The 13348-nt window shown below is 68.6% G+C and carries 14 protein-coding genes; 9 read left to right on the top strand and 5 right to left on the bottom strand.

Annotated features, from left to right (window positions below):
• Both A5663_RS04440 and A5663_RS04435 read left to right on the top strand, forming a co-directional pair.
• Nucleotides 1-787 (top strand): lysophospholipid acyltransferase family protein (locus A5663_RS04440; RefSeq protein WP_068144377.1); only part of this gene is annotated, 787 nt, incomplete at its 5' end.
• On the top strand, nucleotides 787-1221 hold the full coding sequence (locus A5663_RS04435; protein WP_068144374.1) for an SRPBCC family protein: 435 nt from the start codon (nucleotides 787-789) through the stop codon (nucleotides 1219-1221). The genes A5663_RS04440 and A5663_RS04435, both read left to right, overlap by 1 nt.
• Nucleotides 1222-1225: 4 nt before the next feature.
• Here A5663_RS04435 and A5663_RS04430 read toward each other — a convergent pair whose 3' ends face one another.
• Both A5663_RS04430 and malQ read right to left on the bottom strand, forming a co-directional pair.
• Nucleotides 1226-1639: a hypothetical protein gene (locus A5663_RS04430; protein ID WP_068144370.1), complete on the bottom strand. Its 414-nt coding sequence runs from the start codon at nucleotides 1637-1639 to the stop codon at nucleotides 1226-1228.
• A 77-nt stretch (nucleotides 1640-1716) separates the two neighbouring features.
• Nucleotides 1717-3849 carry a 4-alpha-glucanotransferase gene (malQ, locus tag A5663_RS04425; protein WP_068144368.1) on the bottom strand — a complete coding sequence of 711 codons (2133 nt, stop codon included), beginning with the start codon at nucleotides 3847-3849 and terminating at the stop codon, nucleotides 1717-1719.
• Between the two features lie 50 nt (nucleotides 3850-3899).
• Here malQ and A5663_RS04420 point away from each other — a divergent pair, with 50 nt between their 5' ends.
• Nucleotides 3900-5096 (top strand): MFS transporter, encoded by a 1197-nt coding sequence (locus A5663_RS04420; RefSeq protein WP_068144365.1) that lies wholly within the window; start codon nucleotides 3900-3902, stop codon nucleotides 5094-5096.
• Here the strand turns inward: A5663_RS04420 and A5663_RS04415 are convergent.
• Together A5663_RS04415 and A5663_RS04410 are read right to left on the bottom strand one after the other, a co-directional pair.
• A complete protein-coding gene (locus tag A5663_RS04415; protein WP_068144361.1) occupies nucleotides 5065-5388 on the bottom strand; it encodes a multidrug efflux SMR transporter in 324 nt (107 codons plus the stop codon). The two genes, A5663_RS04420 and A5663_RS04415, sit on opposite strands and share 32 nt — an antisense overlap.
• The gene (locus tag A5663_RS04410; protein ID WP_068144357.1) at nucleotides 5388-5723 is read right to left on the bottom strand and encodes a multidrug efflux SMR transporter; all 336 of its coding nucleotides are present in this window, start codon (nucleotides 5721-5723) and stop codon (nucleotides 5388-5390) included. The genes A5663_RS04415 and A5663_RS04410 overlap by 1 nt, the downstream gene beginning before the upstream one ends.
• 73 nt (nucleotides 5724-5796) lie before the next feature.
• On the opposite strand from A5663_RS04410, the gene A5663_RS04405 reads away from it, so the two are divergent.
• The 5 genes from A5663_RS04405 to A5663_RS04385 all read left to right on the top strand — a co-directional run bounded on the left by A5663_RS04405 (nucleotide 5797) and on the right by A5663_RS04385 (nucleotide 11136).
• Complete coding sequence (locus tag A5663_RS04405) at nucleotides 5797-7365, top strand: carboxylesterase/lipase family protein (RefSeq protein WP_068144354.1); 1569 nt, start codon at nucleotides 5797-5799, stop codon at nucleotides 7363-7365.
• Nucleotides 7366-7392: 27 nt separating this feature from the next.
• Nucleotides 7393-8319 (top strand): sterol desaturase family protein, encoded by a 927-nt coding sequence (locus A5663_RS04400; RefSeq protein WP_231976675.1) that lies wholly within the window; start codon nucleotides 7393-7395, stop codon nucleotides 8317-8319.
• A gap of 137 nt (nucleotides 8320-8456) precedes the next feature.
• Nucleotides 8457-9128: a hypothetical protein gene (locus tag A5663_RS04395; RefSeq protein WP_197503290.1), complete on the top strand. Its 672-nt coding sequence runs from the start codon at nucleotides 8457-8459 to the stop codon at nucleotides 9126-9128.
• 56 nt (nucleotides 9129-9184) lie between these two features.
• Complete coding sequence (locus tag A5663_RS04390) at nucleotides 9185-9661, top strand: VOC family protein (protein ID WP_068144348.1); 477 nt, start codon at nucleotides 9185-9187, stop codon at nucleotides 9659-9661.
• Nucleotides 9658-11136 carry an FAD-binding protein gene (locus tag A5663_RS04385; RefSeq protein WP_068144344.1) on the top strand — a complete coding sequence of 493 codons (1479 nt, stop codon included), beginning with the start codon at nucleotides 9658-9660 and terminating at the stop codon, nucleotides 11134-11136. The genes A5663_RS04390 and A5663_RS04385 overlap by 4 nt, the downstream gene beginning before the upstream one ends.
• Here A5663_RS04385 and A5663_RS04380 read toward each other — a convergent pair.
• Nucleotides 11133-13055: an ABC transporter ATP-binding protein/permease gene (locus A5663_RS04380; RefSeq protein ID WP_068144338.1), complete on the bottom strand. Its 1923-nt coding sequence runs from the start codon at nucleotides 13053-13055 to the stop codon at nucleotides 11133-11135. The genes A5663_RS04385 and A5663_RS04380 overlap by 4 nt on opposite strands.
• Nucleotides 13056-13152: 97 nt before the next feature.
• Here A5663_RS04380 and A5663_RS04375 point away from each other — a divergent pair.
• A partial coding sequence (locus tag A5663_RS04375; protein WP_255396147.1) for a thiamine pyrophosphate-binding protein occupies nucleotides 13153-13348 on the top strand: 196 nt, incomplete at its 3' end.

The following is a 13348-nucleotide window of genomic DNA, read 5'->3' as shown; positions in this document are numbered from 1 at the left end:
GAAGGCCGACCTCGACCAGCGCGACCCGGACTACATCCGCGAACAGTTGCCGGGCCTGTGGCTGTTGGCGTCGCTGTACTTCCGCGCCGACGTCCGCGGCCTCGACAGGATTCCCGCCGACGGGCCGGTGTTGCTGGTGGGCAACCACAGCGGCGGCAATCTGCCGCCCGACACGTTCGTCTTCACGCTGGCGTTCTGCTCGTATTTCGGCGTCGAACGGCCGTTCTACCAGCTCGCCCACAACCTCGTCGTGTCGATGCCCGGACTGGGCTCGCTGCGTAAGTTCGGCACCGTCGCCGCCAACCATGACAACGCCACGCTGGCGCTGGGCTCCGGAGCGGCCCTGCTGGTGTATCCGGGCGGCGACTACGAGGTGTTCCGGCCGTCGTGGAAGCGGCACGAGGTGGACTTCGGCGGGCGCAAGGGCTATGTGAAGCTCGCCCGCGAGGCCGGTGTGCCGATCGTGCCGGTCGCCAGTGTGGGCGGCCAGGAAGCGGCGCTCTTCCTGGACCGCGGCCAGTGGTTGGCCAAACTGCTGATGGTCGATCGGTTGGCGCGGCTGAAGAGCGTGCCGATCCTGTTGGCGCCGCCGTGGGGTCTGGCCGTCAGCGACATGGTGCCGCGCCTGCCGCTGCCGACGAAGATCGCGATCGAGGTGCAGGAGCCGATCGACGCGGAGGACATCGCGGGCGGAGACGATGACGTGATCAATAAGCGGGTGCTGACGAGCCTGCAGGCGGGGGTGGACCGGTTGGCGGCAGATCGACGATTCCCGGTGCTCGGCTGATGAGGGTGCAGCGCCGGTGCGTCATCAACGCAGATCGGGACCGGGTGTGGAAGGTGGTCAGCGACCCGGGCTGTTATCCGGAGTTCATGGCGAGCCTGGAGCGGTGGGAGACGTTGACCGACGGACCGCCCGGGTTGGGCGCGCGCTACACGGTGCACTGGAAGGTGGGCTCGGTGCCGATCGGCGGTTCGGTCGAGGTGGTCGAGTTCGATCCGCCCCGCGAGCTCTCCTGGATCGGCATCACCGGGGTGTCGCAGCGCGGCCGGTTCCGGCTGCGCGAGACCGACGACGGGCGCACCAAGGTGACGTTCCGGCTGTCCTATGAGTCAGCGGGCAACATCCTCGGCCTCATCGCCGACCGAGTCGCCGCACGGCAGGTCGGACGCAACATGAGCAAGACGCTGAATCAGCTGCGGCAGACGGTGGAGGGGTGAGCGGTCAGCCGGCCGGCGGAGCCGTACCCGCGCCGGGGGCACCCTGAATCGGCACCACCGGGGTGGGCGTCACGGTCGTGACGCCGTTGCTGCCGACCGTGGGCCCACCAGAGGGCGCCATCTCGGCGAGTCGGTCGGCCGCCTTCTGGCTGCAGTCCAGCATCAGCAGGATCCGACCACCTGACGTCACCTTCTGCTTGTCGACGAGGCACTGCGCCTGCGGCAGCACGCTGCCGAACGAGCCGCCGAAGTAGCCCTTGACGCCCTGCTTCTTGAGGATCTGCAACGCCTGGCCGTAGGGCTCGCCGATCACGTTGAAGTTGTTGGCCGCCGGCTGAGACATCGCGATACCGGCGCTGACCAACGCGGCCGACCCGACAGCGACGAGGCCGCCGCTGAGCGCAACAAGCTTGTTCACGTGATCTCCCTAGACCGGTGCGCTGCGAACATATCGCAGCCGTAACGAATGTGAAACCGGAGAAAGAGCCGCCGGCGTTACATCGGCGGATGCACCGCAGCGCGCATGACGTCGCCCAGGCGCGCCGCGTTGGCGTCTTCGAAAACGTCCTCCAACAGCAGCTTCTCGCCGTCCGCTCCGCGCAGCGGCACCCGCCAGTTCGGATACTCGTCGGTGGTGCCCGGCTGGTTCTGGGTGCGCAGGTCACCGACGGCGTCGGTGAGCGACAGGGACAGCAGCCGCGACGGCGTGCGGGCGAGGTAGCGGTGCAGCGCCTCCACGATCTCGGCGACGCCGGCGTGCTCGTCGTCGAGGAGCCCGACGCGCCGCAGTTCGTCCAGCCACCGGCTCTGCTGCTCACGGTCGTCGGCCAGTTCCTCGTCGGCGGGGCGCGTCAGCAGGCCGAGTTCGTCGCGCAGGCGGACATGCTCGCCGGCCAGGTAGCCGGCCGTCGGCGGCAGATCGTGGGTGGTCACCGCCGACAGGCAGTACTCGCGCCACCGCTCGGCAGGCAGCGGGCCACCGGCCGGACCAGTGTCGCCGTCGCGATCGGCCTCGAACCACAGGATCGACGTTCCGAAGACGCCGCGCTCGCGCAGGTAGGCGCGCACCCAGGGTTCGACGGTGCCCAGATCCTCGCCGACGACGACGGCTCCGGCGCGGTGCGCCTCCAGCGCGACGATGCCGAGCATCGCCTCGTGGTCGTAGCGGACGTACGTGCCTTCGGTCGGCCGCGCGCCCTGCGGGATCCACCACAGCCGGAACAACCCGATGATGTGGTCGATGCGCACGCCGCCTGCGTGCCTCAGCACGGCGTTGACCAGGGCGCGGAACGGCTCGTAGCCGAGCTTCTCGAGTTGGTCCGGCCGCCACGGCGGTTGCGACCAGTCCTGGCCGAGCTGGTTGAACTCGTCGGGCGGCGCCCCCGCGCTGACCCCGAGCGCGAGGACGTCCTGCAGCGCCCACGAATCCGCACCGCCGGGATCCACGCCGACCGCGAGGTCGTGCATGATGCCCAGGCTCATGCCGGTCTGCACCGCTGTGGCCTGCGCCGCGGTCAACTGGTCGTCGAGCTGCCACTGAAGCCAGCGGTGGAAGTCGACGGCGTCGGCGTTCTCGGCGGCGAACTTCGCGACGGCTGCGGACCCCGGATGCCGCAGTTTTGGTGGCCACCGATGCCAGTCGCCGCCGTAGCGCTCGGCCAGCGCACACCAGGTCGCGAAGTCGTCGAGATTGTCGCCCTCGCGCTCCCGGTACGCGGCATAGGCCAGTTCACGCCCGGCCGAACGTGGAACGGCGTAGACCGCCTCGAGCGCCACGCGCTTGGCCTTCCACACCGCGTCGCGGTCTATCTGGTCGCTGCGCCGGGCCCGGGACTGCAGATACCCGTGCGCCTTGCGCATCCGGTTGCGGTGCCGGACGTAGGCGTATTCGGGGATCGCCTCGACCCGCAGATAGATCGGGTTGACGAAGCGACGCGAGGTCGGCAGGTACGGCGACGGCTCCATCGGCGCGACCGGCGCCGCCGCGTGCAGGGGGTTCACCAGGATGAAGTCGGCGGCGTAACGCGCCGCCGACCACACGGCCAGATCGGTCAGGTCGGTGAGATCGCCTATGCCCCAAGACCTTTCAGATCGCACGCTGTAGAGCTGAGTGGCCAGGCCCCAGTGCCGGCCCGCTGGAGGCAGTAGCGCCGCGGGCGAGACGATGACCAGCGAGCTGACCTCTGAGCCCCGAAGGTGCAGCCGGTGGTATCCGGTGGGCAGGTCCGCGGGCAACTCGAAAGACGCCTCGCCGACCAATCGGCCGTCCAAATCGTAGGGCGGCCGGTTGTTTTCGAGTTGACGCAGATCCTCGCGGATCGAGCCGTCCGCCAAGTGGATTCGGGGCACGGCCGGGTCGCCATGCGTGACGTGGACCCAGAACGACGACGTCGCACCGGCCCGCCCGATGATCGTCGGGGGCAGCGGCCGCGACCAGTGTTCGCGGTCGTGCGCGACGAGCGCGGCGGCGCGATCGTCTTCCGTGCCGGCCGCCACGCCCAGCGCCTCGAGCACCGAGACCAGCGTCGACTCGGAGACTGTGACCCGCCTGCCTGCCCAGTCCTCGTATTCGGTTGCGACACCGTGGCGTCGCGCCAACTCGGCAAGTGACGCGGCGGGTTCGGTCATGTCGTCATCTTGCCTGCACGGTGCGTTCGCATCTCGGTAGGGTCGTCGGCATGGCGCCCGACCGGCCGGGCACGACCGAGGCGCAGACCCGGCGGGCTCGCGTCGCTGTCGCGGCGCTGTTTCTGACCAACGGCATGATCTTCGCGAACCTGCTGCCCCGCTATCCCGAGATCAAGACCGATCTCGGGCTGTCTAACTCGGCCTACGGCGCCGCGGTCGCGGCGTTCTCCGCGGGCGCATTGGTCGCCGGGCTGACCGCAGGCGCGCTCATCCGGCGGTTCCGGTCCTCCCGCGTGGCAGTCGTCGGAACCATCGCCATCGGGATTTTCGTCGTCCTTGCCGGTGCCGCCGCCTCCCCGGTGGTGTTCGCGGCCGCGCTGTTCCTGGCCGGCGCGTGTGACTCGGTGACCGACGTCGCGCAGAACGCACACGGACTGCGGGTACAGCGCAGCTACGGACGCTCGATCATCAACTCGTTGCACGCGGTGTGGGCGGCCGGCGCGATCCTCGGCGGGTCGATGGGCGCCGCCGCGATCGCGCTGAACATCTCACGAGCAGTGCATCTCGGTTTCGCGGCGGTGTTGTGCGGCGCCGTGGTGCTCGCCGCGTACCGCTATCTGCTGCCCGGGCCCGACCACGACGACGCTGGCGTGGGCGCCCGCGGTGGCGGCGACGCCGGCGTGGCGGTGTATGCCACGCTGGTCGCGCTGGTGGTCATCGCCGTCGCCGGGGCCACCGTCGAAGACGCCGGCAACTCGTGGGCCACCCTGTATCTGCGCGACTCGCTGGGCGCACCCGGCCCGATCGCCGTGCTGGGCTACCTCGCCGTCGTCACCTTCATCTTCGTGGGCCGGCTGGTGGGCGACCGGTTGGTCGACCGGTTCGGGGAGGGGACCGTCGCACGCGCGGGTGGCGCGGTGACGGCACTCGGCATGGGCCTGGCGCTGGCGTTGCCGTCCGTACCCGCCACGATCGCCGGGTTCGCGCTCGCCGGCCTGGGCGTGGCGACGCTGGTGCCGTCGGCCATGCACGCTGCCGACCAGCTCCCGGGCTTGCGGGCGGGGACCGGCCTGACCGTGCTGACCTGGCTGATGCGGATCGGGTTCTTCGGCGCCCCACTGCTGGTCGGGGTGATCGCCGACGCGACGAGCCTGCGGGCCGGCTTGCTCGCCGTCCCGGTCGCCGGGCTGATGGTCGTCGCGCTGGCGAGCGCGCTCAGTGCGCGACCGCCGCGAGCTCTATCGTGAGCACTCCACCCGCGATCAACGCGATACCCAATGCCATCAACCAGGTCAGCGGTTCGCCGAACACGAAGCGGGCGATGACCGCGACGAGCGCGACGCCGCATGCGGTCCACACGCCGTAGGCGATGCCGACCGGCATGCCCAGCGCCAGCGTCAGCCACAGCAGATAGAACGAGGCGAGGTAGCCGATGACGACCGGGGCGATCCACGCGCGTCGGCGAAAGCCGTCCGACGCGCGCAGCGACAGTGTCGCGAACACCTCCACCAGGATCGCGCCAGCCAGCGCCCAATACATCACGGGTGTGGCGCCGGGCGGTGAGAGCCGATCTCGACGAGCAGCACGCCGCCGATGATCAGCGCGATGCCGGCCACGATCGGCCAGGTGAACGGGTCGCCGAAGAAGACCGCCGCCAGCACCGCGGTGCCCGCGGTTCCGATCGCACCCCAGATCCCGTAGGCGACGCCGACGGCCATGCCGGCGCGCAGCACGAACGTCAACGCCGTGAACGCCGCCACGTATCCGGTGACGACCACGACCAGCCACGCCGAATGATCCTGGGAGGCACGCAAAGACAGCGTCGCGGCGACCTCGGCGGCAATGGCGGCCCCCAGCAACGCCCACTTGTGCACGCGAACAAGCTAGCCCTGCCGGATGTCGCGCGTAGCCTGGCATGGCCTCTTTTCGCCGATTCGAGGAGTTCTCATGGCCGATTCCGAGCACGCGCTCGCCAGGCGCACCGCCGGCGCCGGACTGGTGGTGGACACCACGAACGGCCCGGTCCGCGGCATCGACGACGGAATCGTCAAAGTGTGGAAGGGCATCCGGTTCGCGGCTGCGCCTGCGGGCGAGCTGCGCTGGCGGCCACCCGAGCCGCCCCGGCGCTGGACCGAACCGGCGGACGCCACCAAGGTCGGCCCGGCATGCCCGCAGCCGACCGATCCGCGGCTCCCGATGGAGCTCGGTGCCCCGCAGGGCGACGACTGCCTGACCCTGAACGTGTGGACGGCCTCGGACACCGTTCCCGGCGCCGGAAAGCCCGTGATGGTGTGGGTGCACGGCGGCGCCTACGTCATCGGTTCGTCGGCCCAGCCCCAGTACCACGGGCGGGCGCTCGCGGCGGGCGGCGAAGCGGTGATCGTCACCGTGAACTACCGGTTGGGCGCGCTGGGCTTTCTCGACCTGTCCGGGTTGGGGGACAAGTTCGCCACCAACCTCGGCCTGCGCGACGTGCTGTTCGCGTTGCAGTGGGTGCGCGACAACATCGCCGGTTTCGGGGGAGACCCCGGGCGCGTGACGGTATTCGGTGAGTCCGCGGGCGCGGGGATCATCACCACGCTGTTGGCCAGTCCCGCGGCGTCAGGTCTGTTCGGCGCCGCGATCGCGCAGAGCTCACCGGCGACCAGCATCTACGATCGCGAACGCTCCCGGCGCGTCGCGGCGCTGTTCGTCGACGAGCTCGGCGTGGCGCCCGAGGACGCCGACCGGTTGACGTCGGTGCCCACGGCCGCGTTGCTTGCCGCCTCCCGCCGCGTGTTCGACGCCATCCCGCTGCGTACCCCGGGCACGCTGGCGTTCGCGCCGATCATCGACGGTGATGTGGTTCCGGCGCACCCGGTCCAGCTCGCCCGCGACGGCCGCACACATCCGGTCCCGCTCATCATCGGGACCAACAAGCACGAAGCCGCGCTGTTCCGCTGGATGAAATCGCCGCTGATGCCGATCACCCCGAAGGCGATCCGGGCGATGTTCGCCGAGATCGCCGCTGAGCAACCGGATCTGCAACTCCCCGAGCAGGACCGGATCCGGGCGGCCTACCGTGGCCGCGGGAAAGCCGTCGGCATGGGCGTGGCCCGCGACATCGGTTTCCGGATGCCGTCACTCTGGTTCGCCGACGGCCACCGCGAGGTCGCACCCGTGTACCTCTACCGGTTCGACTTCGCCACCCCGATGCTGCGGCTGCTGCGACTCGGTGCTGCCCACGCCACGGAGCTGCCTTACGTCTGGGGCAATCTGATCGCGGGGCCGAAGGACCCGACCTTCCGGCTCGGGGGGCTCAAGGCAGGCGAGGCGGTGTCGGCGCGGATGCGGCGGCGCTGGCTGAACTTCGCCGTCGACGGCACACCGGCAGGTCTGGCCGGAGACCCGGTGTGGCGGCCGTACCGCGCACCGGAGCGTTCCACGCTGATCATCGACGCCCATGACCGGATGGTCGACGACCTCGACCGCGATGTGCGCGCCGCCTGGGGCGATGAAGTGCTCAGCTTCCGCTGAGTCGTATGCTTTGCGCGGAGGTTTGACGTGGACGTGAGCGCAGTCTTCTCGCATGTGCTGCCACCGCTGATGCACGATCCGGTGACGTTCGCGGTGCCGTTCTTCCTGCTCCTGTTGGTCATCGAGTGGGCAGCCGCCGGCAGGCTCGCGCACGAAGAGGCCGAACGCGCACCGGCAGGTGCCTATCAGCGGTCCGATGCGTGGGCCAGCATCTGGATGGGCGTCGTCTCGATCGGCACCAGCGGGGTGCTGAACTTCATCGCGCTGCTGGGCTACGCCGCGCTCTACGTCTACGTCGCGCCGTGGCAGTTGCCGGCCGGCGCCTGGTACACGTGGGTGATCGCGATCGTCGGCGTGGACCTGCTCTACTACGGCTATCACCGGATGGCGCACCGGGTGCGGCTGGTCTGGGCCACCCATCAGGCGCACCACTCCAGCCAGTACTTCAACCTCGCGACCGCGCTGCGGCAGAAGTGGAACATCAGCGGCGACGTATTCCTGCGGGCTCTGCTGCCGATGTTCGGCGTGCCGCCGTGGATCGTGTTCGCCAGCTTCTCGATCAACCTCATCTACCAGTTCTGGATCCACACCGAGCGCATCGGAAAGCTCTGGCGGCCAATCGAATTCGTGTTCAACACACCGTCGCACCACCGCGTGCACCACGGCATCGACCAGCAGTACCTCGACAAGAACTACGGCGGCATCTTCATTCTGTGGGACCGCCTCTTCGGCAGCTTCGCAGCCGAGACCGTTCGCCCGCACTACGGGTTGACCAAGCAGGTGGACACCTTCAACATCTGGACGCTGCAGACCCACGAGTACGTGGCGATCGCCCGGGACGTGCGCCGGTCGCGCCGCTGGCGCGACAAACTCGGTTACGTCTTCGGCCCGCCCGGCTGGGCTCCCGCGCAACGTCGCGCCGCTGTCGAGAAATCTGCGCCCGTCATCGCATAGAGCGCCGTTCGGTAACGGCTTCCGTGTCGAAACTGCGGCCGGGGCGTAACGCGACGGTTATCTTTGCCGATGGGCAAGTGACGGGATCATCGGCCCCAAGAGCGGAGGCGACAGTGCGCCGACCATGGATTCACGTGATGGCGGCGGTGGCCGTCCCGATCAGTGCGGTCACGCTGGGCGCCTCGACCGCGCAGGCGAACCCGGGCGCCCCGGTCTACCCCGGCATGGAGATCCGCCAGGACACGAACGTGTGCACGCTGGGCTTCGTCGACCCGCAGGCACGGATCGCCTTCACCGCGGGACACTGCCGCGGCAGCGGAACTGTGCGTGACCGCGACGGCAACGTCATCGGCATGCAGACCGTGTTCCGCGACAACACGCCCAACGGCGCGACCGTGGACACCAACCACCAGATCGCCGACTGGGAAGCCATCGCGCTGGCCCCCGATGTCATGGTGAACAACATCCTGCCCGGCGGCAGGGCGCTGGTGTCCGATCCCGGTGTCGTGCCCGCGCCCGGGCAACCGGTCTGCCATTTCGGTGTGGTGACCGGGGAAAGCTGCGGAAACGTCGAGGCCGTGAACAACGGCTGGTTCACGATGGCCAACGGCGTGGTCAGCCAGAAGGGCGATTCCGGCGGCCCGGTGTACGTGGTCACGCCCGACAACCGCGCGGTGCTCGTCGGCATGTTCAACAGCACCTGGGGCAAGTATCCGGCCGCGGTGTCGTGGCACGCCGCGCGGCAGCAGGCGAGCGAAGACGTCATCTCCGCCACATCCGCCAGCCTCGGCGGCGTCTCAGTGCCCTGAACGAGAACTAGAACGCGTTCTAGCCATCGCGCCGCGGCGGCGATATCCTCGACGCGATGCATGCCCAGACACCTGTCCAGATCGCGTGGGTGACGCCGGACCTCGACGCCACGGAACAGGCGCTCACCACCTTGTTGGGCGCGAAGAAATGGGTGCGCATGCCCGAGGTTCACTTCGCGCCCGAGGCCTGCACCTTGCGCGGTGAACCCGCCGACTTCGTCGCGAGCATCTCCTTGAGCTACGCCGGTGACACACAGCTGGAACTCATCGCGCCGGTCTCCGGAGACAGCATCTACACCGAGTTCCTCGACGCCGCAGGACCAGGACTGCACCACGTCTGCATCGAGGTCGATGACGTGGCGGCGGCGTTGGCCGAACGCGGAGTCGAGGCCGTACAGCGTGGTGTGATGCCGGGCGGCATGGAGTTCGCCTACGTCTCGGCCGTGGACGCCGGTGTGCCCTACGTCGAGATCGCCTACATCCCAGACGACATCAAGGCGTTTTTCGACCACGTCAAGCAGGAGCAGAAGTGAACACCGACATTCCCGACACTGTTGCGGCGGCCGACGTGACGGCATGGTCCGACGAAGCCGACGTCGTCGTGATCGGCTTCGGCATCGCGGGCGGTTGTGCAGCGGTCAGCGCCGCGGCGGCCGGCGCGCGGGTCCTCGTCCTGGAGAAAGCGGCGGACGCGGGCGGCACCACCTCGATGGCAGGCGGGCACTTCTATCTCGGCGGCGGCACGGCCGTGCAGAAGGCGACGGGCCACGACGACAGCCCGGAGGAGATGTACAAGTACCTCGTCGCGATGTCGCGCGAACCCGAGCACGACAAGATCCGCGCGTACTGCGACGGCAGCGTCGAGCACTTCGAGTGGTTGGAAGCACTGGGCTTCGAGTTCGAGCGCAGCTTCTACCCGGGCAAGGTGGTGGTCCCACCCGGCACCGAGGGGCTGTCCTACACGGGTAACGAGAAGGTGTGGCCGTTCTGCGAGCAGGCCAGGCCGGCCCCGCGTGGGCATTCGGTGCCGGTACCCGGCGAATTGGGCGGCGCCGCTTTGGTGATCGATCTGTTGGTCAAGCGGGCAGCCGACCTCGGCGTCGAGATCCGGTACGAGACCGGGGCCACCAACCTGATCGTCGAGGACGGCGCCGTCGTCGGGGTGCAGTGGAAGCACTTCGGCGAGACGGGCGCAGTCCGGGCCAAGGCCGTCGTCATCGCCGCGGGCGGGTTCGCGATGAACCCGGACATGGTGGCGCAGTACACGCCGGCGCTCGGCCAGAAGCGAAAGACCAAGCACCACGGCGAAGTCGAGCCCTACATCCTCGGCAACCCGAACGACGACGGTCTCGGCATCCTGCTGGGCGTCTCGGCCGGCGGCGTCGCCGAGAGCCTGGACCAGTTGTTCATCACCGCCGCCGCGTACCCGCCGGAGATCCTGCTGACCGGGATCATCGTCAACAAGGACGGCAAGCGGTTCGTCGCCGAGGACTCCTACCACTCGCGCACGTCGGCGTTCGTCCTGGAGCAGCCCGACCAGACGGCGTACCTGATCGTCGACGAGGCGCACATGGAGATGCCGGAGATGCCGCTGATCAAGTTCCTCGACGGCTGGGAGACCATCGAGGAAGTCGAAGCGGCGCTCGGCATTCCGCAGGGCAACCTCGTGTCGACGTTGAACCGGTACAACGAGCATGCCGCCGGCGGCGCGGACCCCGACTTCCACAAGCAGCCGGATTACGTTGCGGCACAGGACAAAAGACCCTACGCGGTGTTCGACCTGTCACTGGGGCGGGCGATGTACTCCGGGTTCACGATGGGTGGGCTGGCCGTGTCGATCGACGGCGAGGTGCTCCGCGAGGACGGCTCGGCCGTTCCCGGGCTGTACGCGGCCGGGGCGTGCGCCTCGAACATCGCCCAGGACGGCAAGGGCTACGCCAGCGGAACGCAACTGGGCGAGGGTTCCTTCTTCGGCAGGCGCGCGGGCGCGCACGCGGCAAAGCGTTAGACCCCGACCGGTTCGCCGCCGGCAATGCGGCTCAACCGCCACTCGCCATCACCGAGGAGTTCGAGTTCGTGGGTGTGGTGCTGCTCGACGGTGCTGCGGTGGCTGACGCTCACCAGGATCGTGTCCCGCAGTTCGGTGCGCACCAGGTCGTAGAGCAGGTACTCCAGGCCCTCGTCGAGCGCGGACGTGGACTCGTCGAGGAACACCGCCTTCGGCCGGGTCAGCAGGATGCGCGCGAACGCGATGCGCTGCTGCTCGCCGGGAGAGAGCACCTTGGCCCAGTCGAGGACCTCGTCGAGGCGGCTCTCCAGATGGGGCAACGCGACGCTGTGCAGCATGCGTTTGAGCGTCTGGTCGTCGATCGCGCCTTCCTCGTTCGGGTAGCTCACGACAGCGCGCAGATCGCCCAGCGGGACATAGGGCAACTGGGACAAGAACATCGTCTCGTTGGGTCCGCACGGCCGGGTCAGCGTGCCGGAGGTATACGGCCACAACTCGCCGAGGCTGCGCAGCAGGGTCGTCTTGCCGACGCCGGACTCACCGGTGACCACCAGCGAGTCGCCCACCTCCAGGCGCAGATCCAGCGGTCGGATGAGTTGTCTGCCGTCGGGGGTGCGGACCTCGATGTCGTCGAGTTGCACGGTCCCGTCGGTGCAGGGCTTGGTGGTGATCTCCGGCAGCGCCCGGCCCTCCTGGTTGGCGGTCACCAGCCCGTCGAGACGGATGATCGCGGCACGGTAGCCGGCGAACAGGTCATAGGCGTTGCGGAACCACGACAGCCCGCCCTGGATCTGCCCGAATGCCGACGCCGACTGGTTGAGCGCACCGAGGGTGATCTCGCCGCTGAAGAAGCGGGGGAACTGCAGCAGGTAGGGCAGCGGCACGATGAGTTGGCCCATCGACCAGTTCCACCCGTTGAATCCGAGGGACCGCGCGACGTAACGCTTGTAGTTGGCGACGACGGGATCGAAGAGCTTGCGCAGCGCGGAACGTTCGGCCTTTTCGCCTCGATAGAAGGCGACCGCCTCGGACGCGTCGCGCAAGCGCACCAACGCATACCGGAAGGCCGCGTTGTACTTCTCGTTGCGGAACGACAGCCAGATGATCGGCCGGCCGATCCAGAACGCGATGACCGACGCGAAGACCACGAACGCGATCCCGATCCAGAACATCGCGCGCGGCAGTTCGTAGTCGATGAGCGGAATCGTCAACGGCCCGGACAGGTTCCACAGGATCGCGGTGAAAGAGATCATCGATATCACCGCGTTGATCGCGCCGAACAGCAAGGTGTTGCCGGTGCCGTAGTACGGCACGTTGGGCAGCGGGCCGTTGTTGGCGGTAAGGATGTCGATGTCGAACTGGATGCGTTGGTCCGGGTTGTCGATCCGGTCGTCGATGAACCGGGCGCGGTAGTAGGCCTTGCCGTCGAGCCAGTCGCCGGTGAGCCGGTCGGTCAGCCAGGCTCGCCAGCGCAGCGAGAACCGCTGCATCAAGAACATGTCGAGCAGCAGCCGCGCGATGTAGAGCGCGGCCAGGATCGAGAAGACCATGATCGAGAGCCAGAAACCGTCCGCGCCCGACTGCCGGGTCGCCTCGTCGCCGGCGCCCAGACCCGCCGCCACCGCTTGGAAGGCGGTGAGCATGTCGTTGCTCTGGTAGCTGAGCAACACCTCGATCCGCACGCCGGCCACCACGAGCAGCAGAATCAGCCCCAGCCACAGCCAGACTTTCACGCTCTCGGCGCCGGTGAAGTAGCCGCCGGTGATCCGCCAGAACTGCCGTCCCCAGCCGGTGAACTGCGCGATCAGCACCAGGATGATCAACGTGACGACCGCTGCGGCCACCCAGCACTGGGCGATCCACCACAGCGATTGCCAGAGCTCGTTGTTCCAGTCAAGCGACGGGACGAACTTTTCCACCCGCGCAACCTACCGCGTGGGGCCTCGCGTCGGCGTGATCGACAGCACGCCTACGGCTTTCCCTGGGGAGTGGGCACCCCCCATTTATGCTCCGAATATGAGCAGCGACGCTCCAGGGCCTTGCGCGGTCAACGCGGGACATCTGATCGCCCGGCGGTTGCGGGCCAGCGGGATCGACACCGTCTTCACGCTTTCGGGCGGGCACCTGTTCTCTCTCTACGACGGCTGCCGCGCGGAGAACATCAGGCTGATCGACACCCGCCACGAGCAGACGGCCGCGTTCGCCGCCGAGG

Source organism: Mycobacterium sp. E740 (genome assembly GCF_001672895.1).
Classification (GTDB): Bacteria; Actinomycetota; Actinomycetes; order Mycobacteriales; family Mycobacteriaceae; genus Mycobacterium.
This window is presented reverse-complemented; position numbering and strand designations above follow the sequence as displayed.